The 21353-nt window shown below is 68.0% G+C and carries 20 protein-coding genes and 1 tRNA gene; 16 read left to right on the top strand and 5 right to left on the bottom strand.

The genetic code is table 11. The annotated features are described in order from the left end of the window. Nucleotides 1-3: 3 nt before the first annotated feature. The 12 genes from ftsW to pyk all read left to right on the top strand — a co-directional run bounded on the left by ftsW (nt 4) and on the right by pyk (nt 11179). Nucleotides 4-1248, top strand: coding sequence for a putative lipid II flippase FtsW (gene ftsW, locus ACX1DX_RS05565; protein WP_459397897.1), 1245 nt, complete (start codon nt 4-6; stop codon nt 1246-1248). Further along, on the top strand, nt 1245-2327 hold the full coding sequence (gene murG, locus ACX1DX_RS05560; protein WP_459397896.1) for an undecaprenyldiphospho-muramoylpentapeptide beta-N-acetylglucosaminyltransferase: 1083 nt from the start codon (nt 1245-1247) through the stop codon (nt 2325-2327). Before ftsW ends, murG begins: the two co-directional genes overlap by 4 nt. A 19-nt stretch (nt 2328-2346) precedes the next feature. Next, a complete protein-coding gene (gene murC, locus ACX1DX_RS05555; RefSeq protein ID WP_459397895.1) occupies nt 2347-3789 on the top strand; it encodes a UDP-N-acetylmuramate--L-alanine ligase in 1443 nt (480 codons plus the stop codon). Further along, on the top strand, nt 3786-4517 hold the full coding sequence (locus ACX1DX_RS05550) for a cell division protein FtsQ/DivIB (RefSeq protein WP_459397894.1): 732 nt from the start codon (nt 3786-3788) through the stop codon (nt 4515-4517). The genes murC and ACX1DX_RS05550 overlap by 4 nt, the downstream gene beginning before the upstream one ends. Nucleotides 4518-4626: 109 nt before the next feature. After that, the gene (gene ftsZ / locus ACX1DX_RS05545; RefSeq protein WP_182765491.1) at nt 4627-5808 is read left to right on the top strand and encodes a cell division protein FtsZ; all 1182 of its coding nucleotides are present in this window, start codon (nt 4627-4629) and stop codon (nt 5806-5808) included. 107 nt (nt 5809-5915) lie between these two features. Further along, nucleotides 5916-6377, top strand: coding sequence for a cell division protein SepF (locus tag ACX1DX_RS05540; protein WP_076058311.1), 462 nt, complete (start codon nt 5916-5918; stop codon nt 6375-6377). Between the two features lie 5 nt (nt 6378-6382). Beyond that, nucleotides 6383-6670 carry a YggT family protein gene (locus tag ACX1DX_RS05535; RefSeq protein WP_209455103.1) on the top strand — a complete coding sequence of 96 codons (288 nt, stop codon included), beginning with the start codon at nt 6383-6385 and terminating at the stop codon, nt 6668-6670. Nucleotides 6671-6777: 107 nt separating this feature from the next. Next, nucleotides 6778-7731 (top strand): DivIVA domain-containing protein, encoded by a 954-nt coding sequence (locus tag ACX1DX_RS05530; RefSeq protein WP_459397893.1) that lies wholly within the window; start codon nt 6778-6780, stop codon nt 7729-7731. Between the two features lie 111 nt (nt 7732-7842). Then, nucleotides 7843-8268 (top strand): TraR/DksA family transcriptional regulator, encoded by a 426-nt coding sequence (locus ACX1DX_RS05525; RefSeq protein WP_182763621.1) that lies wholly within the window; start codon nt 7843-7845, stop codon nt 8266-8268. A 17-nt stretch (nt 8269-8285) separates the two neighbouring features. Continuing rightward, the gene (gene lspA, locus ACX1DX_RS05520; RefSeq protein ID WP_459397892.1) at nt 8286-8768 is read left to right on the top strand and encodes a signal peptidase II; all 483 of its coding nucleotides are present in this window, start codon (nt 8286-8288) and stop codon (nt 8766-8768) included. Next, entirely contained in the window at nt 8765-9697 is a 933-nt protein-coding gene (locus tag ACX1DX_RS05515; RefSeq protein ID WP_459397891.1) for an RluA family pseudouridine synthase, read from the top strand. The genes lspA and ACX1DX_RS05515 overlap by 4 nt, the downstream gene beginning before the upstream one ends. A gap of 54 nt (nt 9698-9751) precedes the next feature. Continuing rightward, entirely contained in the window at nt 9752-11179 is a 1428-nt protein-coding gene (pyk, locus tag ACX1DX_RS05510; RefSeq protein WP_459397890.1) for a pyruvate kinase, read from the top strand. Nucleotides 11180-11249: 70 nt separating this feature from the next. Here the strand turns inward: pyk and ACX1DX_RS05505 are convergent. After that, nucleotides 11250-11332: transfer RNA gene (locus tag ACX1DX_RS05505), tRNA-Leu, on the bottom strand. Between the two features lie 141 nt (nt 11333-11473). On the opposite strand from ACX1DX_RS05505, the gene ACX1DX_RS05500 reads away from it, so the two are divergent. Next, nucleotides 11474-12055, top strand: a complete 582-nt coding sequence (locus ACX1DX_RS05500; protein WP_076058321.1) for an ANTAR domain-containing response regulator — start codon at nt 11474-11476, stop codon at nt 12053-12055. A gap of 40 nt (nt 12056-12095) precedes the next feature. Here the strand turns inward: ACX1DX_RS05500 and ACX1DX_RS05495 are convergent, their stop codons facing one another. Beyond that, entirely contained in the window at nt 12096-12497 is a 402-nt protein-coding gene (locus ACX1DX_RS05495) for a PaaI family thioesterase (RefSeq protein ID WP_083665299.1), read from the bottom strand. Between the two features lie 43 nt (nt 12498-12540). Between ACX1DX_RS05495 and polA the strand changes: the two genes are divergently transcribed. Next, nucleotides 12541-15210, top strand: a complete 2670-nt coding sequence (gene polA, locus ACX1DX_RS05490) for a DNA polymerase I (RefSeq protein ID WP_459398185.1) — start codon at nt 12541-12543, stop codon at nt 15208-15210. A 3-nt stretch (nt 15211-15213) separates the two neighbouring features. Here the strand turns inward: polA and ACX1DX_RS05485 are convergent, their stop codons facing one another. Next, complete coding sequence (locus ACX1DX_RS05485; protein WP_459397889.1) at nt 15214-15975, bottom strand: class F sortase; 762 nt, start codon at nt 15973-15975, stop codon at nt 15214-15216. 210 nt (nt 15976-16185) lie between these two features. Here ACX1DX_RS05485 and rpsA point away from each other — a divergent pair, with 210 nt between their 5' ends. Then, complete coding sequence (gene rpsA / locus ACX1DX_RS05480) at nt 16186-17631, top strand: 30S ribosomal protein S1 (RefSeq protein ID WP_076058328.1); 1446 nt, start codon at nt 16186-16188, stop codon at nt 17629-17631. Nucleotides 17632-17698: 67 nt separating this feature from the next. On the opposite strand, the gene ACX1DX_RS05475 is transcribed toward rpsA, so the two are convergent. Then, nucleotides 17699-17854 carry a lmo0937 family membrane protein gene (locus tag ACX1DX_RS05475; RefSeq protein ID WP_143570834.1) on the bottom strand — a complete coding sequence of 52 codons (156 nt, stop codon included), beginning with the start codon at nt 17852-17854 and terminating at the stop codon, nt 17699-17701. A 63-nt stretch (nt 17855-17917) separates the two neighbouring features. On the opposite strand from ACX1DX_RS05475, the gene coaE reads away from it, so the two are divergent. Continuing rightward, the gene (gene coaE, locus ACX1DX_RS05470) at nt 17918-18514 is read left to right on the top strand and encodes a dephospho-CoA kinase (protein ID WP_182763615.1); all 597 of its coding nucleotides are present in this window, start codon (nt 17918-17920) and stop codon (nt 18512-18514) included. A gap of 9 nt (nt 18515-18523) precedes the next feature. On the opposite strand, the gene gcvP is transcribed toward coaE, so the two are convergent. Continuing rightward, on the bottom strand, nt 18524-21346 hold the full coding sequence (gene gcvP / locus ACX1DX_RS05465) for an aminomethyl-transferring glycine dehydrogenase (protein ID WP_459397888.1): 2823 nt from the start codon (nt 21344-21346) through the stop codon (nt 18524-18526). Between the last annotated feature and the right edge of the window lie 7 nt (nt 21347-21353).

Here is a 21353-nt window from a genome sequence, read left to right as displayed (position 1 = left end):
ACCATGGCGTCCGACGCAGCCACTTCCCCCACGGCGCGGTTCACCATCTGGTCCCAGGTGCGGGCCCTGGCGGCCTCGCCCATGGCCCCGTACTATTTCGTCGCCGCGAGCGTTGCCGTGCTGATCGGGATCGGGCCATTGATGGTGCTCAGTTCCTCGGCCGCGCTGGCCCAGTCCACGCAGGACGGCCCGTACCACTACGCCCTCAGGCAGCTCGCCTTCCTCGCCATCGGTCTGGTGTTCCTGGTGATCCTCAGCCGGCTGCCGTCTTCCCTGCTTCGACGGTTCGGCTGGCTGTTCTGGGTGATCGCCGTCGCCCTCCTGATCGCCGTCCAGATCCCCGGCCTCGGCGTGCTTGTCAACGGCAACCGCAACTGGCTCCTCATCGGCGGCAGCCAGTTCCAGCCCTCGGAGTTCGCCAAACTGGCCCTGGTCGTGTGGTGCGGCACGATCTTCCACGTGAAGCGCGGCAGGCTGCACGAGCCGTGGCAGTTGGCCGTCCCGTTCGTGCCGTTGGGCGGGCTCATCCTGGCCCTCGTGCTGGCCGGCCATGACCTGGGCACCGGCCTCATCATCGGCCTCATCCTGGTGGCGGTGATGTGGTTCATCGGCACCTCGCTGCGGGTTCTGCTGCCCCTGGGGGCGGCCGTGACCGGGCTGGCGCTGCTGCTGGTCTACGGCTCGGGCAACCGCATGAGCCGCATCAGCGTGTTCCTCGACCCGCAATCCAACACGGACCTCTCGTCGCAGCCCATGGCCGCGCTGTACGCGCTGGCCTCGGGCGGCTGGTGGGGGCTCGGCCTCGGCGCCTCGAAGCAGAAGTGGGGCGGGCTCAAGGACGGCGCGCATACAGACTTCATCTTCGCCGTCATCGGCGAGGAGCTCGGGCTGTTCGGGGTGCTGTTGATCATCGCGATGTTCGCCCTGCTCGGCTGGGCGGGGCTGGAGATCGCCATCCGGTCGGACAAGATGTTCAACCGGGTCGTCGCGGCCGGCATCACCGCCTGGTTCCTCGGCCAGGCCACCATCAACATCTTCGTCGTGATGCACCTCCTTCCGGTCCTCGGCGTGCCGCTGCCGTTCGTGTCCTCCGGCGGCTCGGCGCTCATCGCCAGCCTCATGGGCGTCGGCGTCCTGCTCTGCCTGGGTCGCGACACTCCGGGGGCGCGGGCATACCTGGCATCGCGTAAGGTCCCTGCGAGGCCGCGGATGACGAGCGTCATGGCGGCAGGCAGGGAGGACTCGTGACCAGTGTGGTGCTCGCCGGCGGTGGTACCGCCGGCCACACGTCGCCGCTCATCGCCACCGCCAAAGCGCTCCTCACGGCCCGGCCCGACACCGCCATCGTGTGCGTCGGCACGGCCAGGGGGCTGGAGACCCGCGTGATCCCTGAGGCGGGTCTCGATCTTGAACTGATCACCCCGGTGCCGCTTCCGCGCACGCTGAACCTGGATCTGGTGAAGCTGCCCTACACGCTGACCCGGTCGGTGCTGGAGGCGCGCAGCGTCATCCGCCGGGCGCGGGCCGATGTGGTCGTTGGTTTCGGCGGCTACGTCTCCATCCCGGTGTACCTGGCGGCCAGGCTCGCGCGGGTGCCCGTGGTGGTGCACGAGGCCAACAAGCTCCCCGGCATCGCCAACAAGATCGGTGCCCGTTCAGCGAAGTTCGTCGGCACGACGTTCCGCGAGACCCAACTGCCCGGAGGCGTGCTCGTCGGCATGCCGATGAGCCGCTCGATCACCCACCCGTCGGTGGGCGCCCAAGAGGCGCGGTCCCGGTTCGGGCTCGACCCGGAGCGCCCCACGCTCCTGGTCAGCGGCGGCTCGCAGGGAGCGGTGCGCATCAACGACGCCGTCGCGGAGGCGCGCGACGAGTTGCTCGCCGCCGGGATCCAGATCCTGCATGTGCTGGGGCCGAAGAACTTCGACGACACCGTGCACACCGTTGTCACGGGCGCCTCGGGCGCGGAATACCGGCCGGTGGCGTTCGTCTCGGACATGGCCGTGGCCTACGCCGCCGCAGACCTCATGGTCGGCCGGGCGGGCGCCGGCACCGTGATGGAGACCGCCGTCAGCGGCCTCCCCGTCGTGTTCGTGCCGCTGCCCTGGGGCAACGGGGAGCAGGGGAGGAACGCGGCGGAACTGGTCGCCTCCGGCGGCGGCGTTCTGGTGCCCGACGGTGAGATCAGCCGGACTAGACTGGTCGATGTCGTGACCGAGATCCTCGGAGATCGGCAGCGCCTCGCGCAGATGTCGGCCACGTGCCGCGACATGTATCCGGCCGATGCGGCCGAGGTCCTCGCAGCCGCCATCATCGACGCCGTCTGAGAAAGGTCGATCACAACCCATGCTCCTCAATCCCATCGAGGTGGTGCCCGCCGACGAGGTGGGGCCGGTCCATTTCATCGCAGCAGGCGGCTCCGGCATGAGCGGCATCGCCCGCCTCTACGCCGAACTCGGCATCAAGACCTCCGGTTCGGACCAGTCTGATTCGACGGCGCTCCGTGGCCTCCAACGAGCCGGAGTGACCACCTATGTGGGACACGACGCCTCCCAGGTCGGCGACGCGAAGACCGTCGTGATCTCCTCGGCCATCCGCGCCGACAACGTGGAACTCGTGGAGGCCCGCAGACGCGGCCTGCGCATCTGGCACCGCTCGGCGGCCCTCGCCGCCCTGATGAAGGGCAAGCGCGGCGTCTCCGTCGCGGGCACACACGGCAAGACGACCACGACGGCCATGACGGCCGTCATGCTCAGCGAGGCCGGCAGGGATCCCAGCTACGTCATCGGCGGCCCGCTGTCGACGACGGGGGCGAGCTCCGCCGTCGGCGCCGGTGAGTCGTTCGTCGTCGAGGCCGACGAATCAGATGCCTCGTTCCTGCAGTACCCCACGGAGATCGCCGTCATCACCAACGTGGAGGCGGACCACCTGGTCAACTGGGGCACCGCTGAGGCCTACGCCGACGGCTTCCGCGCCTTCGCCACCAGGCCGCACGTCCAGCACGTGGTCATCAATGTCGACGATGCCGGCTCCCGCACGCTGGCGGAGGAGTTGGTGGGGGAGACCCCGCACATCATCCGCTACGGCGAATCCGAGGACGCCGACGTACGCATCACAGAGGTGGAGGCCCACGGCAACGGGGTCGCCGCCACCATCACCTACGGGGATGATTCCGGCCGGATCGTGCTCCAGGTGCCGGGCAACCACAATCTGGCCAACGCGTCAGCCGCCTACGCCGTGGGCCGCGTGCTCGGGCTCAGCCACAACGAGGCTGTGGACGCGCTCGGCCGGTTCGAGGGCACGCTGCGGCGTTTCCAGCTCATCACGGACACCGCCGGTATCCGCGTCTTCGACGACTACGCGCACCACCCCACGGAGATCCGCGCCGCGCTGACTGCGGCCCGGCGCGCCACGTCGGCCGGCAACGAGGCCACGGGGCTCACCGGCCGGTTGATCGCCTGCTTCCAGCCCCATCTCTACAGCCGGACACTGGACTTCGCCGACGAGTTCGGTGAGGTGATGACGCTGGCGGACATCGCGGTCATCAACGACATCTGCGGCGCCCGGGAAGACCCGGTGCCCGGCGTCACCGGCGAACTCGTCGTGGACGCGGCACGGAGGCACGGCCAGGAGAACCTGGTCTACGTCAAGGAGAAGTACGACCTTCCCGCAGCCCTCAACGACATCGCAGAACCGGGTGACCTCATCATCACCCTGGGCTGTGGCGACGTCACCATCGTCGGCCCGCTACTTGCTGATCTCCTGAAGCAGCGGCCCACCGCGAAGTGAGCGAAGCGCTGACCCCGGGCGAGTTCGCCAGGGCCCTCCAGGACAAACGCAACGCGGAGCGCCGCCGCAGGTGGTGGTGCCGAGGCGGTCTCGCAGCTGCTGTGCTGCTGGTGGCCCTCGGCGTGTGGCTGGCCTTCTTCTCGACGGTCTTCGCGGCCCAGCGGGTGTCGGTCACCGGCGTGTCGCTGTTGACGACGGACCAGATCATCACCGCCGCCGAGGTGCCGATGGGCGAGCCGCTGCTCACGCAGGACCTGGGCGCCGTGACCCAACGGGTCAACGACCTGCCCGCGGTTCGCTCGGTCGAGGTGTCGCGGCAACTGCCGGACACCGTCGTGATTGAGGTCACCGAGCGCACCGCCGCCTTCCTGCGGGAACGCGACGGCCAGTACGACTGGATCGATGAGGAGGGCGTGGCCTTCCACCGCACCGCCGCGCTCGGCCCGCGGGACCTGCCGGCCACAGTGGCCACCGTGGAGGACCAGCAACGGTTGCTGGCGGATGTCGCCACCGTCGCCAACCACATCCCGGCGGACCTCAGGCCGGCCGTCGTCGCGATCTCGGCGGAGGCCGTGGACCGGATCTCCCTCTCCCTCGAGGGCGGGCGCACCGTCGTGTGGGGAAGTGCGGACGAATCCGAGTTGAAGGCCGACGTGGTGAGTGCTCTACTGAGCGTCGAGGCCACCGTTTACGACGTGTCGGCACCGGGACATCCCACGACGAAGTAGGTGGACGGGCCGAGGCTCAACCAAACCCTGAAGTAGCACTTGAGGTGATTATTGAGGGTTTGGGCCGTGCCGTTGGACTGGCCTTGGCCGCCCCCATAGTCTCTAGCCCATGGCAAGCGCATCTCAGAACTACCTCGCGGTGATCAAAGTCGTCGGTGTCGGCGGCGGCGGCGTCAACGCCGTCAACCGCATGATCGAAGCGGGGCTCCGCGGCGTGGAGTTCATCGCCGTCAACACAGATGCGCAGGCATTGCTGATGAGCGACGCGGACGTCAAGCTCGACATCGGCCGCGAACTGACCCGCGGTCTCGGCGCGGGAGCTGACCCCGCGAAGGGCCGGCAGGCCGCGGACGACCACTCCGACGAGATCGAGGAGGCCCTCAAGGGGGCCGACATGGTCTTCGTCACCGCGGGTGAGGGAGGCGGCACCGGTACCGGCGCCGCTCCCATCGTCGCGAAGATCGCCCGCTCGCTGGGCGCCCTGACCATCGGCGTCGTGACGCGTCCGTTCTCCTTCGAGGGCAAGCGCCGCGCCTCCCAGGCGGAGGTGGGCATCGAGCAGCTCCGCGAAGAGGTTGACACCCTCATCGTCATCCCCAACGACAAGCTGCTCCAGATGACGGACCACCAGGTGGCCATCCTCGATGCGTTCAAGCAGGCGGACCAGGTGCTGATGCAGGGCGTGTCCGGCATCACGGACCTCATCACCACCCCGGGTCTCATCAACCTCGACTTCGCCGACGTGAAGTCCATCATGAGCCAGGCCGGCTCCGCCCTCATGGGTATCGGTTCGGCCCGCGGCGAGGACCGTGCACGCGCCGCAGCGGAGATGGCCATCTCGTCGCCGCTGCTGGAAGCCAGCATCGACGGCGCCCACGGCGTCCTGCTCTCCATCGCCGGTGGTTCAGACCTGGGCCTGTTCGAGGTCTCCGCCGCGGCCCAGCTCATCGAGCAGGCCGCGCACGACGAGGCCAACATCATCTTCGGTACCGTCATCGACGACGCCCTGGGCGACGAGGTGCGCATCACCGTCATCGCCGCCGGGTTCGACGGTGGCATGCCGCAGCGCCGGCCGCAGGCCCGCGTCGCCCCCAAGCCGCAGACGCAGCAGCAGCCCGCCCCCCAGCCGCGGCCGCAGCAGCAGCCGCAGTTCGAGGCGGAGCCCACCAACCCGGGCCACCAGCAGTACCGCGCCCAGCAGGCCAGCCCCATGCCGACGCAGCGTCCCGCCGCGCCCCAGCCCGGGCCGGACTACGACGACGACCTGGATGTCCCCGACTTCATGAAGTGATCATGGCGCGTCGGTGCGTCGGATCCGGTAACCCTGGTGCGGCGCGCTAGCCTTCGTGTATTAACCAGAAGGAGACTCTCGTGGGCGTTCGGAAGCTTGCCGCGTGGATGGGACTCGTCGAAGACGGTCGCTATCGGGATGACGACATCGACGACGCAGACGAACTCACGGACGACGTCTACGTTGAGGAAGACGAGCCCAGCGCGGAAGTCAGCCGCGTGCAGGCCCTGCCGCAGCGCCGCCCCAAGCCGGTGACGCCCGTGGCGCAGCCGCAGAAGGAGGTGGCCGACTTGAGCAGAATCGTCAGCGTCCGTCCCCGCTCGTACAACGAGGCGCGGGTCATCGGTGAGAATTTCCGGGACCAGATCCCCGTGATCATGAACCTGTCGGACATGGAGGACGGCGACGAGAAGCGCCTGGTCGACTTCGCTGCCGGCCTCGTCTTCGGGCTCCAGGGCAACATCGAGCGAGTCTCCAGCAAGGTGTTCCTGCTCTGCCCGCAGAACCTGGTCGTGGGCCCCGAAGACAAGGAGCGCATCGTTTCTGGTGGCTTCTTCAACCAGAGTTGAGCACAGTGGTCGCATATATCCTCTGGTGGCTGATCAACCTCTACATCTGGGTTCTCCTCGCCCGCGTCATTCTCTCGTGGGTGCCCATGTTTGCTCCCGGCTGGCACCCGAAGGGTTTCGTGCTGGTGATAGTGGAGACCATCTACAGCCTGACTGATCCGCCGGTGCGTTTCCTCCGCCGGTGGATCAAGCCCGTGCGGCTGGGCAACGCCTCGCTGGACCTCAGCGTGCTGGTGCTGTTCATCCTGCTGCAGATCATCGGGCAACTGGTGCTGGTCTACCTACCCTTTTGAACCCTTCACCCCCGCTTGAGGTGCTGGCAGGTCCCCATGGGGCTACGCTAGCCTCAGATAATCCGGTTCCGGCCGGTTGATTGATCATCTTTCGATATGGAGCCAACATGAGTCTGACACTCGACGAGGTGCGCCAGATCCGATTCCGCATGTCCCGGCGTGGCGAGACGGGTTACCAGGTCGGTGACGTCGACACCTTCATCGACAAGGTCGAGCTGACGTTCGACGAGTTCGACAAGGAGCGCGAACGCCTCCGCCGCGAGCTTGACTCAGTGCAGTCCACCAGCGTGCAGCCCGCCGTCGTGGACGACTCGGAACTGCATTCCGCACTCCGGGACAAGGACCACGAGATCTCCGCGCTCCGTGGCGAGGTCGACCGGCTCAAGTCGGCGCTGAACAGCAGTGGCGATTCCAGCGCCGCGCACCAGGCGGCCGCCGAGGAGCGCGTGCGCGAGTTGTCCGCCGAGAACGAGCAGTTGCGCAACCAGCTCGAGAAGGTGCGCGCCGAGTACGACCGCGCCCGTTCCGAGCGTGTGACGCAGGTCGGCGGCACAGAGAACATCGTCGTGACCAGCTCCGAAGAGGCCGCCCCCGCCGTCACGCGGCTCCTGCAGATGGCCACGGACCAGGCCACCACCCTCGTCAACGAGGCGCAGGCTGAGGCCCAGCGCAAGATCGCCGAGGCCGAGCAGCGCGCCACCGAGATCAAGACCGACGCCCGCACCAAGGCCGAGCGTGTCGAGTCCGAGGCCCGGGTGAACGCGGAGCAGATGACCAAGGAAGCTGAGTCGCGCGCCAGCGACATCGACCGTCAGGCCACCGAGCGTCGCCACGAGCTGTTCTCCTCCCTCGAGCGCGAGCAGGCGGACCTCACCGTCAAGGTGGATGCCCTGCGTTCGTTCGAGACGAGCTACCGCGAGAACATGACCGGTTCGCTGCAGCGTCTCCTGGCGTCCATCAAGGACGACCGCCCGGAGCCGCACGACGTTCCTGAACTGGCCCAGCAGCGCCACTCCGAGACCCCCCGTCTCGATGCGCTGGCCGGTGGGGATCAGCAGTAGTCAACAACCTTTCTGAGCGCAGGCCGATCCGTAAGTGGGTCGGCCTGTTGCGTTGCCCCCATCCTGGTGTAGCCTTCCCCAACCAGAACACCACTGCGAGAAAGAGCAGCCATGCCGACGACGAAAAAGACCCCTGAGACCCAGGTGGTCCTCCCCGTGCTTGAGGGCGAGGAGCCGTGGACTCCCGAAGAGGTGGCGGAGCAACGCGCCGAGCTCGTCGATGAGATCCAGCGCATGGAACGCCGCATCGAGCAGACCGAGGCCGAACTGGACTCCCTGATGCGGGGCGGTATCGACGGAGCCGGTCGTGACCCGGTCGACGTGGGTTCCAGCAACTTCGAACGCGACCAGGAACTCTCGCTCGTGCAGAACGTGCGTGAGATGGCAGAGCAGGCCCGCCTCGCGCTCCACCTGTTCGACAACGGCGAGTACGGCTTCTGTGAGGTCTGCGGCCAGCCGATCGGCAAGGGCCGCCTCCAGGTGTTCCCCCGTGCCACGATGTGTGTGACCTGCAAGCAGCGCGAGGAACGGCGCTGAACAAGCAGCGCTGGGGGGTGGGTCTGCTCGCCGCGGGCCTCGGCCTGACGATGCTCGCCGCGGACCAACTGATCAAGATCGCCGCTGTCACGCATCTGACCCCTGGCGAGCGTGTGCCCGTCGTGGGGGAACTGCTGAGCCTCAACCTCATCCGTAACCCCGGGGCGGCCTTCGGCATGGGTTCGGGGGTCACGATCGTCTTCAGCGTGTTCGCCATCCTCGCCACCGTCGGCTGCCTCGTGGCGCTCACGCGGATCACAGCGCTCTGGCACGCCGTCGCCCTGGGCCTGCTCTTCGGCGGCATCACCGGCAACCTGGTGGACCGGATCACCCAGCCGCCTGCGGCGCTGCACGGCCACGTGATCGACATGTTCCAGGTGCCGAACTTCGCCATCTTCAACTGGGCCGACGTCTGCATCACGGTGGCCGCGGGTCTCATCATCGTGGCCGGCATCCTGGCCGAGCTGCGGGAGCGGAGTCCCCGGAAGGTGCCCGCATGAGCGTCTTCCTGATCCCGGACGCGCTCGCCGGCGAGCGCCTCGACGCCGCGGCCGCCCGCATCTCCGGCTACTCGAGGTCGCGCATCGAGACGATGATCGCCGACGGCCACCTCCGGCTGGGCGGGGCTGTCGTGACGAAGGGCTCCCAGAAGGTCCGCGGCGGTGAACTGCTCGACCTCGACGACTCCGCCCCCGTGGGCGTGCAGGTCCGGGCGCAGTTGGCAGACGGTGTGCGTATCGTGTTCGAGGACGCAGACCTCGTCGTCGTCGACAAGCCCGTCGGTGTGGCGGCGCATCCCAGCCTCGGCTGGGAGGGGCCCTCCGTCGTGGAGCACCTGGCTGCCGCCGGCGTGCAGGTGGCCACCTCCGGTGCGGCCGAGCGCCAGGGCATCGTGCAGCGCCTCGACGTCGGCACCAGCGGCCTGATGGTGGTGGCCAAGTCGGAGGTCGCCTACAGCGTGCTGAAGCAGGCCTTCCGTGACCGCACCGTCGACAAGATCTACCACGCGCTCGTGCAGGGCCATCCGGACCCGTTCACGGGCACCATCGAGGCGCCCATCGCGCGGCACCCGGGTGCCGACTGGAAGATGGCCATCATCGAAGGTGGCCGTCATTCGGTCACGCACTACGAGACGCTCGAAGCGCACCGTGCCGCAACCCTCCTCGAGGTGCACCTGGAGACCGGCCGCACCCACCAGATCCGGGTCCACATGGCGGCCATCGGCCATCCCTGCGTGGGCGACCCCCTCTACGGCGCAGACCCCACCATGGCGGAGCGCCTCGGCCTCATCAGGCAGTGGCTGCACGCCGTCGAGCTGGGCTTCACGCACCCCACCAAGGGTGACGAGGTGCGCTTCACCTCTCCGTACCCAGCTGATCTGGCACGGGCGCTGGAGCTCGTGCGCGACGGGATCTCCCAGCCGCGATGACTCATCGGGGCACCCCGATGCGCCTGAGGCGGCCCTTGCAGTAGTCTTGGGCCCGTGCGTAGAGCAAAGATCGTATGTACCCTCGGCCCTTCCGCTGAAACCGTTGAGCGCCTGGTGGAGCTCCTTAATGCCGGCATGAACGTCGCCCGTCTCAATATGAGCCACGGCGACTACAACGAGCACGGCAACCGAATCACGAACGTCCGCGAAGCAGCTGAGCTGACCGGCAAGACCGTCGGCGTGTTCGCTGACCTGCAGGGCCCCAAGATTCGTCTTGGGCGCTTTGAGAACGACGAGAAGCATTATCTCGAGGTGGGCGACCGGTTCACCATCACCATCGACGACATCTCCGGCACCAAGGAGCGTTGTTCCACGACCTACAAGGGTCTGACCGGCGACGTCAATGTGGGTGACCCCATCCTCATCGACGACGGCAAGGTCGGCCTGCGGGCCGTCGAGGTCACGGAGAACGACGTCGTGTGCGAGGTCACCGTCCCGGGACCCGTCTCGAACAACAAGGGCATCAACCTGCCCGGTGTCGCCGTGTCCGTCCCGGCCCTGTCCCAGAAGGACGAGGACGACCTGCGGTGGGCGCTGCACCAGGACGTCGACATGATCGCGCTGTCCTTCGTGCGCTCGGCCGATGACATCAAGCGTGTCCACGAGATCATGGACGAAGAGGGGCGCCACCTGCCCGTCATCGCCAAGCTCGAGAAGCCCCAGGCGATCGCGAACCTCCAGGACATCATCGACGCGTTCGACGCGTTCATGGTGGCCCGCGGTGATCTCGGCGTCGAACTGCCCCTCGAAGAGGTGCCGCTGGTCCAGAAGAAGATCATCCGCGCGGCCCGCAAGTGGGCCAAGCCGGTGATCGTCGCCACGCAGATGCTGGAATCGATGATCTCGAACCCGCGCCCCACGCGGGCCGAGACCTCCGACGTCGCCAACGCCATCCTCGATGGCGCCGACGCGGTCATGCTCTCGGGCGAGACCTCCGTCGGTGACTTCCCGGTCGAGACCGTGGCCACCATGGCCCGCATCGTCGAGAAGACCGAGCGCGAAGGCCACGCCGAGATCCACATCATCGATTGGGACCCGCACACCACGGGTGGCATCCTGGCGAAGGCCGCTGCCGAGGTCGCCGAGCGTATCGGTGCCCGCTACCTGGTGGCCTTCACCAAGTCCGGTGACACCGGCCGGCGCATCTCGCGTCTGCGTTCCCCCATCCCGATGCTGGTGTTCTCCCCGGAGAAGGCCACCCGCCAGACCATGACCCTGTCGTGGGGCGTTGACACCCAGGTGACCCCTGAGTTCAACTCCCAGGAAGAGGTCGTCGAGGCCGTTGACCGTCACCTGCGTGACCGCGGCATGATCGAGGTCGGCGAGCGCATCGTCATCGTCTCGGGTTCGCCCATGGGCATCCCCGGCAAGACGAACAACCTGCGCGTCCACAAGATCAAGGAGCTCGGCGAGTCCCACTGACCCGTAGGCGGCCCTGACCGCAACTGAAACACCCCGCCGGGAGCGATCCTGGCGGGGTGTTTGTTGTGCGTGCCCGGGAGGGGACTCGAACCCCTACGGCCTTTCGACCAGACGGGTTTGAGCCGTCCGCGTATACCATTCCGCCACCCGGGCGGGCCCCACTTATTGTGCCATAGACCGCCCACCTGATGCGTTGCGGGCCTGAGTGGGCACTTTGCCCGCGACGGGAGTAGTATCTGGGCAGGTTGACCGACGAAGCTCGCCTCCCGGGGCGAGGGAAAAGTGCCACTAGATATGACGAAGAAGAAGCCCACTGTGATTGTCGCCGAGGACGAGGCGCTGATCCGCCTCGACCTGGTCGAGCTCCTCACCGAGGAGGGATACGACGTGGTCGGCGAAGCCGGCGACGGTGAAGAAGCCGTCAAGCTCGCCCGCGAGCTCGTACCCGACCTCGTGATCATGGACGTGAAGATGCCCAAGATGGACGGCATCACGGCCGCAGAGATCATCGCGGAGGAGCGGATCGCGCCCATCGTCATGCTCACCGCGTTCAGCCAGCGCGACCTCGTGGAGCGCGCGCGTGACGCCGGCGCCATGGCCTATGTCGTGAAGCCGTTCGGCGCCTCCGACGTGGTTCCGGCCATAGAGATCGCCATGGGTCGTTTCCAGGAGATCGCCGCCATCGAGGATGAGCTCGCCAGCCTCGAGGACCGCCTCGAGTCGCGCAAGATCATCGACCAGGCCAAGGGCATCCTGCAGCAGGACCTGGGCCTCACGGAGCCGGAGGCGTTCCGCTGGATCCAGAAGACCGCCATGGACATGCGTAAGTCCATGCGCGACGTCGCCGAGGGCGTCATCTCCCACAAGAAGAAGTAGCGCCCGCCCTGAGCCTGCCAGCGATCCCTGCCGGGCAGGCTCAGCGGCGGTTGATCATGTGGCAGGTCAACCGCCCGGTAGCGGTGAGCCTGCCCTGTTCGTCGACGATGTCGACGGAGTAGGTCACCATGTTGCGGCCGAGGTGCAGGGCGGTCGCAGTGCCGGTCACCCGGCCCCTGGTTGCTGCCCTCAGGTGGGTGACGTTGAGATCGACGCCCACGCCCACCCGGTCCGGCCAGCCGTGTGCCATGGCCCCCATCGACGCGAGGGTCTCGACCACGACCCCGCTGGCGCCGCCATGGAGGAGCCCGAACGGCTGCTCGTTGCCCTCCACCGGGATCCAGCCCACGACGCGTTCCGGCGTCAGTTCGGTGATGGTCAGGCCCAATTTGTCGTCGAGCGGGGAGAACTGGTCAGCGAGCCAGGCAGGGATGGAGTTCATGGGGCCCCACTCTGCCACGGTAGGCTCTTGAGCTGTGACTGACGTGAAGAAACTGCTGCTGATCGACGGACATTCCGTGGCCTATCGGGCGTTCTTCGCCCTGCCGGTGGAGAGTTTCGCCACCCGTACCGGCCAGCACACCAACGCGGTCTTCGGCTTCACGTCCATGCTGATCAACGTGCTGCGCGACGAGCAGCCCACGCACGTCGCCGTCGCCTTCGACGTGGCGCGTGAATCCTTCCGTACCGAGCAGTACCCGGAGTACAAGGCGAACCGCTCGAAGTCCCCAGACGAGTTCAAGGGCCAGGTGGCACTCGTCAAGGACGTGCTCGACGCGCTGCGGATCCCGTTCGTCGAGATGGCCGGCTACGAGGCCGATGACCTGATCGCGACGCTCTCCACCCGTGCCGCGAGTGAGGGCTTCGACACCTACATCGTCTCCGGCGACCGCGACGCCATGCAGCTCGTGAACGAGCACGTCACCCTGCTCTACCCCCGCCGGGGCGTCTCGGACCTGGCCCGCATGACGCCGGCCGCGGTGGAGGAGAAGTACCTGGTGCCGCCCGCCCGGTACCCCGAGATCGCCGCCCTGGTGGGGGAGACGAGCGACAACCTCCCGGGCGTGCCCGGCGTGGGCCCCAAGACCGCCGCGAAGTGGATCGCCCAGTTCGACGGGCTGGACAACATCGTCGCCCGCGCCGAGCAGATCCCCGGCAAGGCGGGGGAGTCGCTGCGCGCACACCTGGACGACGTGGTGCGCAACCGCCGCCTCAACGCGCTCGTCTGCGACCTCGATATCGACTTGGCGCTGCCGGACACCGTCCGCGTGGACTGGGACCGGGAGCGCGTACACGAACTGTTCGACGCCCTCGAGTTCAGGGTCCTCCGCGAGCGGCTGCTGGAGTTGGCCGCCTCCGCTGAGCCGGTGGCGACCGAGAGCTTCGCGGTGGAGGGCGCGCGCCTCGAGCAGGGCGAGGTGGCCGCCTGGCTCGCAGCGCACGCCCAGCAGGCAACCGCCGTCCACTTCGTCGGCACCTGGGGTGCCGGTGAGGGCGACCTGACCGCCCTGGCGCTGGCCGCGGCGGACAACTCGGGGGCGTACGTCGACACGGCGGACCTCACCCCGGAGGACGACAAATCCCTCGCGGAGTGGCTGGCGGACCGCTCTCGGCCCAAACTGATCCACGAGGCCAAGGGCCCCACCCTGGCGTGCTGGAGCAGGGGCTGGGACCTGGACGGCGTGCAGCTCGACACGTTGCTGGCCGCGTACCTGCTGCGCCCGGACCAGCGCACCTACGACCTCTCTGACCTGGTGGTGCGCTACCTGCACCGCGACCTCGCCGTGCAGCAGCAGACCGACGACGACGCGCAACTGGCGCTGGACTTCGGCGACGAGGACGACTCCGCCGTCGAATCCGCCCTGCTGCACGCGCGGGCCGTGCACGACCTGGCAGAGGTGCTGTCCGAGCAACTCGCCGAACGCAACGCGGCCGCCCTCATGACGGGGGTCGAACTGCCCCTGCAGCGGACGCTGGCCACCATGGAGAAGCTCGGCATCGCGGTGGACGTGGACCGGCTGCACACCCTGCGCGACGAGTTCGACCGCGCCGTGCAGGACGCCCAGCAGGCCGCTTTCGACGTGCTCGGGCACGAGGTCAACCTCGGTTCGCCCACGCAGCTGCAGGGGGTCCTGTTCGACGAACTGGGGATGCCGAAGACCAAGCGCACCAAGTCCGGCTACACGACCAACGCCGAGGCCCTCGAACAGCTCTTCGAGAAGACGGAGCACCCGTTCCTCGGCCACCTGCTGGCCCACCGTGACCGGATCAGGTTGCGCCAGACCGTCGACGGGCTGCTGGCCACGGTGCGGCCGGACGGCCGCATCCACACCAGCTACATGCAGGCGATCGCGGCGACGGGGCGCCTCTCGTCGACAGACCCGAACCTGCAGAACATCCCCATCCGCACGTCGGTGGGTCGCCAGATCAGGGCCGCGTTCGTGCCTGGGGACGGGTACGAGTCGCTGATGTCGGCGGACTACTCGCAGATCGAGATGCGCATCATGGCGCACGGCAGCAAGGACCCGGGGCTGATCGAGGCCTTCGAGTCCGGCCGCGACTTCCACGGCGAGATGGCGTCCCTGGTGTTCGGCGTCGAACCTGGCGGCGTCACGCAGGAGATGCGGGCGAAGATCAAGGCGATGAACTACGGCTTGGCCTACGGGCTGAGCGCCTTCGGCCTGTCCAACCAGCTCAAGATCTCGGTCGGTGAGGCGCGCGACCTCATGGACGACTACTTCTCCCGCGTCGGTGGCGTGCGCCAGTACCTCGCCGCCATCGTCGAGGAGGCCCGCCGCGTCGGGTACACCGAGACCATGCTGGGCCGTCGCCGTTACCTGCCGGACCTCACCACCACCAACAGGCAGCGCCGGGAGATGGCGGAGCGGGCAGCTCTCAATTCGCCCATCCAGGGGTCCGCCGCAGACGTGATCAAGGTCGCCATGATCAACGTCGGTCGCGCGCTGGACGACGCGGGACTCGCCAGCCGGATGCTGCTTCAGGTGCACGACGAACTGGTCCTTGAGATCGCCCCGGGCGAGCGAGAGACCGTCACCGAACTGGTGGCGCGCGAGATGGGCGGCGCCGCGAAGCTGCTGGTGCCGCTCGAGGTGTCGATCGGCGTGGGCGACAGCTGGCAGTCTGCCGCCCATTAGGCCTCAGGCGGCGAGGACCACCGGGTCCGCGTAGAACAGGATCCGGGAGTCCCACGCCTTGGTGCTCGCCTCGTAGTCCCAGCAGATCACGATGGCCAGCTGGGGCGCGCCCTCGAAGTCGACCATCACGTCGGAATCAGGGTCATAGTCCTCGACCCACACCTTCACCGCCTCCGTGTATTGGTAGCACTGCACCTGGCCGTCGCTGCCGTACAGCTTGATCACGTCGCCGGGTTCCAACTGGGACCTGCCGCCTTCGTACATCTCGTTGCCGAGGGCGGGCGGCAGGCTGGGGTTGTAGGTGTGGATGGACAGCACGGCCTTGCCGTGGGCCGCGCCGGGCTTGGGGCCGCCGCTCCACCAGGCGGCGGTACGGGGCTGGTCGAACGGGGGAGCGGCGATGTTGCCGTCCCTGTCCAGGTTCAGCGCGATGACCCGCTCGTCGGCGCCCAACGACTCGATCGTGAACCGCTGCGGCACGAAGCCGTCCGAGACCGCCGTGCACTCTGCGAGGGCCGGGTTGCCCGACGGCGGGGCCTGGCCGGCAGGTGACAGGGAGGTCGTCGCCGGTGACGGCGACGGCGACGGGAGCGCGGTGGTGGAGGCCGGGGCGGGGGACGAACTGGCTGTAGCCGACGGTTCGGCCGCGGGTGCACCGCCGCGGGTGAGCGCAAAGACCAGCAGCGCGATCACCCCGACAACGGCGGCCAAAAGGACCAGGAGACGCGCGGAGCGCCGGCTCTGGGGTTCAGGGTTCTGCGACACGTGGGCAAGCATAGGCATTGGCCGGATCGGACCATAACCGCTAGTGTTCTCCGGTTGGCCCCGATTTCGACTTCAGGTTGCCGTTGCTCGACGAAGAGCGGTACGCTGAGCGGGCACTGTGGCCTGCGTTCTCTCGGACGGAGTAGAGAGCGGTGATTCGTCACGGGCGCAGTGCATCCATTTTCATCCACTATTTCGGAGCCCTACTACATGACCTCCTCCACTGAGGCCTCGACTGTCGCAGTCGATGACATTGGCACCCGCGAAGATTTCCTCGCTGCGGTTGACGCCACCATCATTTCTTTCAACGACGGGGACATCGTCTCCGGCACCGTCGTCAAGGTTGACCGGGACGAGGTCCTGCTCGACATCGGTTACAAGACCGAAGGCGTCATCCCCTCGAAGGAGCTCTCCATCAAGCACGACGTCGATCCATTCGACGTCGTCCAGGTGGGTGATGTGATCGAGGCCCTCGTCCAGACCAAGGAGGACAAGGAAGGCCGCCTCATCCTGTCCAAGAAGCGCGCACAGTACGAGCGCGCCTGGGGCACGATCGAGAAGATCAAGGAAGAGGACGGCGTTGTCACCGGCTCCGTCATCGAGGTTGTCAAGGGCGGCCTGATCGTCGACATCGGCCTGCGCGGCTTCCTGCCCGCGTCGCTGGTCGAGATGCGTCGCGTCCGCGACCTCCAGCCCTACGTGGGCATGGAGCTCGAGGCCAAGATCATCGAACTCGACAAGAACCGCAACAACGTGGTCCTGTCGCGTCGCGCCTACCTCGAGCAGACCCAGTCGGAGGTCCGTCAGACCTTCCTCACGCAGCTCCAGAAGGGCCAGATCCGCAAGGGTGTCGTGTCCTCCATCGTCAACTTCGGCGCGTTCGTCGATCTCGGCGGCGTGGACGGCCTCGTGCACGTCTCGGAGCTCAGCTGGAAGCACATCGACCACCCGAACGAGGTTGTCGAGGTCGGCATGGCCGTCACTGTCGAGGTGCTCGAGGTGGACATGGACCGCGAGCGCGTCTCCCTGTCGCTCAAGGCCACCCAGGAAGACCCGTGGCAGACCTTCGCGCGTCTGCACCAGATCGGTCAGATCGTGCCCGGCAAGGTCACCAAGCTGGTTCCGTTCGGTGCGTTCGTCCGCGTCGGCGAGGGCATCGAGGGCCTGGTCCACGTGTCCGAGCTCGCTGAGCGTCACGTCGAGATCCCGGAGCAGGTTGTCGCCGTCGGTGACGACCGCATGGTCAAGGTCATCGACATCGACCTCGAGCGTCGCCGCGTCTCGCTGTCGCTGAAGCAGGCCAACGAGGGCATCGACGTCGCCGCAATCGACTTCGACCCGGCTCTCTACGGCATGCAGGCGTCCTACGACGAGCAGGGCAACTACATCTACCCCGAGGGCTTCGACCCCGAGACGAACGACTGGAAGGAAGGCTTCGACGAGCAGCGCGCTGCTTGGGAGGCCCAGTACGCCCAGGCGCACGCTCTGTGGGAGGCCCACAAGGCTCAGGTGGAGTCCGCCGAGACTGCCGAACGCGATGCCACCGTCGAGGCGGCCGCCGGTTACACCTCGACGGACGTCGAGACGGACGGGGCCGGCTCGCTGGCTTCCGACGAGTCGCTGCAGGCTCTGCGCGACAAGCTCGCCGGTAACTGATCCCGCGTCACCAACAAGGCCCGCCCCCGAATGGGGGCGGGCCTTGTTGGTTCCGGTGTCAGGCGGCTCAGACGCCGCGGCGCCCGGTCACGAGGTTGACGATCAGGACGATGAGCGCGATCACCAGCAGAATGTGGATGAAGGCGCCGCCCACCTTCAGGAGGAAGCCGAGCAGCCATAGAATGACCACCACGACGAGAACGATCCACAGGATGCGTGCCATGAGGTTTCCTTTCATGCCGTTGTCAGGTTCGGGTTCGTTTCAGCCTACAGGGAGGTGGGGGCGGTGGTAAGGGTTGGCCTGACAGGGGGTATCGCCTCCGGGAAGTCGTTCGTCGCGGACGAACTCCAAGCCCGCGGCGCGGTGCTCATCGATTCGGATCTGCTCGCACGGGAAGTGGTGCAGCCGGGCACCCCGGGTCTGGCAGCCGTCGTCGAGCGGTTCGGCGAAGACATCCTGACGCCGGAGGGGATGCTCGACCGGCCACGGCTCGGCCGGCTCGTCTTCGCCGACGACGCTGCGCGCGCGGACCTCAACGCCATCGTCCACCCGCTCGTGCGCGCCAGGAGCGCGGAACTGGAGCAGAAGGCGCCTGTGGACGCCGTCGTCGTCCACGTGATCCCGTTGCTGGTGGAGACCGGCCAGCAGGACCTGTTCGACGAGGTGGTCGTCGTGGACGTGCCGGTCAACACCCAGGTGCTGCGCCTCATGCACCGCAACAACCTGAGCCGCGACGAGGCCTGCCAGCGGATCATGGCACAGGCCTCCCGCGTGGAGCGGTGCGCGGCAGCCACCCATGTCATCGACAACGACGGTGACCAGGCGTCTACCGTCCGCCAGGTCGAGCAGTTGTGGGAGAAACTCAGCAACTCTGCGACCTGAGCGCCGCTCCTACTCCTCGCCCCAGGGCGGGCAGCTGCAGACGAGATTGCGGTCGCCGTAGGCGTTGTCGATGCGTCCCACCGCTGGCCAGTACTTGTCGACGCGGAACGCGCCCGCCGGGAAGCAGCCCTGCTCACGCGAGTAGGAGCGCTCCCAGTCGGCCACGAGGTCCTCGACGGTGTGTGGGGCGTGCCGGAGCGGCGACTCGGCGGCGCTGACCTCCCCGTCGATCACCTGCCGGGCCTCGCGGGCGATGTCCAGCATGGCGGCGACGAAGCGATCCAGCTCCGCAAGGGGCTCCGACTCCGTCGGCTCGATCATCAACGTGCCGGCCACCGGGAAGCTCATGGTGGGGGCGTGGAAGCCGTGGTCGATGAGCCGCTTGGCGATGTCGTCGACGGTCACGCCGGACTTCGACCAGCCGCGCGGATCCACGATGCACTCATGGGCCACGCGGCCGCGGGCGCCGGTGTACAGGATGGGGTACGCCTCGGCGAGCCTGCTCGCGAGGTAGTTGGCCGAGAGGATGGCCACCTTGGTGGCCTGGGTGAGGCCCGCGCCGCCCATGAGCAGCACGTAGGCCCACGAAACCAGCAGGATCGACGCGGACCCGTGCTGGGCACCGGAGACGGCACCGGGGGCGCCCGCCTGCGGGTCGGACGGGAGGAACGGGGCCAGGTGGCGCTGCACGCCGATCGGCCCCATGCCGGGCCCGCCGCCGCCGTGCGGGATGGCGAAGGTCTTGTGCAGATTGAGGTGGCTGACATCGCCGCCGATCTCGCCCGGCCTGACGAGACCCACCATGGCGTTGAGGTTGGCGCCGTCGATGTAGACCTGGCCGCCGTGCTCGTGGGTGATGTCGCAGACCTGGCGCACCGTCTCCTCGAAGACGCCGTGGGTGGACGGGTAGGTGATCATCACCGCCGCGAGCCTGCCGCCCGCCTCGGCGGCCTTGGCCCGGAAGTCGTCGAGGTCGATCTCCCCGTCGGCCGTCGCCTTCACGGCCGTCACCTTCATGCCGGCCATCTGGGCGGAGGCCGGGTTGGTGCCATGGGCCGAGGTGGGGATGAGGCACACGTCCCGGTCGTCGCCGTTGGCCCGGTGGTAGGCCGCGATGGTGAGCAGGCCCGCATACTCGCCCTGCGCGCCGGAGTTGGGCTGCATCGAGAACGCGTCGTAGCCCGTGATCTCGCAGAGCTTGGCCTCGAGGTCGGCGATCAGTTCGGCGTAGCCCTGCGTCTGGTGGGCGGGGGCGTAGGGGTGCAGTTCGGCGAACCCGGGCCAGCTCAGGGGCCGCATCTCGACGGCCGCGTTGAGCTTCATGGTGCAGGAGCCCAGCGGGATCATGGCGCGGTCGAGCGCCAGGTCGCGGTCCGACAGGCGGCGCATGTAGCGCATCATCTCCGACTCGGCCCGGTTGAGGTGGAACACCGGGTGGGTGAGGTAGTCGGTGGTGCGGAGCAGGTCGTCCGGCAGCGCGGGGACGGCGGTCAGCCCGGGGCGCTCGTCGATCCCGAACGCGTCGAGCACGCGGGCGACGATGTCCAGGTCCGTGGTCTCGTCGACGGAGATGCCGACGCGGTGCCGGCCGATGCGGCGCAGGTTGATCCCGCGGTGCTCGGCGGCGGCGATGATCCCCGCCTGGCCCACGCCGACGTCGACGGTGATGGTGTCGAAGAAGACCTCGGGTTCGACGGCGGCGCCGCCGTCGCGGAGGGCGGCGGCAAGCGTGGCGGCAGTGAGGTGGGTTCGCTGGGCGATGGAGCGCAGGCCCTTGGGCCCGTGGAAGACGGCGTAGAACGAGGCCATCACCGCCAACAGGGCCTGGGCGGTACAGACGTTGGACGTGGCCTTCTCGCGGCGGATGTGCTGCTCCCGGGTCTGGAGCGCGAGCCGGTAGGCGCGGTTGCCCCGGGCGTCCTTGGAGACGCCGACCAGACGGCCGGGCAGGGCGCGCTTGAGCTCGTCGCGACACGACATGAACGCCGCGTGCGGCCCGCCGAAGCCCATCGGCACACCGAAGCGCTGCGAGGAGCCGATGGCGATGTCGGCGCCCATCGAGCCGGGGTCCTTGATCAGGCACAGGGCGAGCAGGTCCGTGGCGACGACCGCGATGCCGCCGCTGTCCTTGACGGCGTGACACTGGTCCGTGAGGTCGCGGACGTGCCCGTAGGTGCCGGGGTGCGCGAAGATGGCGCCGAAGAACCCGTCTGCGACGAAGTCGCCCACGGGGCCGACCACGAGGTCGATGCCGAGCGGCTCGGCGCGCGTGGCCAGCACGGCGAGCGTCTGGGGGTGGAGGTCGTCGGCGGCGAAGAACCGGTGCGAGGTGGCTTTGGCGGTGCGTTTCGCCATGGCCATCGCCTCCGCGGCGGCGGTGGGCTCGTCGAGGAGGCTGGCGTTGGCGAGGGGGAGCCCGGTGAGGTCCGCCACCATCGTCTGGAAGTTCAGCAGCGCCTCCAGCCGGCCCTGCGAGATCTCCGGCTGGTACGGCGTGTAGGCCGTGTACCAGGCGGGGTTCTCGAACACGTTGCGCTGGATGACCGGCGGGGTGACCGTGCCGTAGTAGCCCTGGCCGATGAGCGAAGTCAGCACGGTGTTCTTGGCGGCCACGTCGCGGAGCTTCTGCGTGACCTGGTGCTCCGTGAGGGGCTCCCAGCCCAGCGGCTGCGACTGGTGGAGACCACGGGGGACGGTCTGCTCGATGAGTTCGTCGAGAGAGCCGACGCCCACGGCCTCCAGCATCGAGGCCATCTCGATGCGGCTCGGGCCGATGTGGCGCAGCGTCGCGAAGTCGTCCGGCTGCACGTCCGGGCGGTCCCACGTGGTCATCGGTGTC

It is taken from the genome of Tessaracoccus zhenghani, assembly GCF_054552775.1.
The sequence above is the reverse complement of the archived record's forward strand: the minus strand, read 5'-3'. Positions and strand labels throughout refer to the sequence as shown.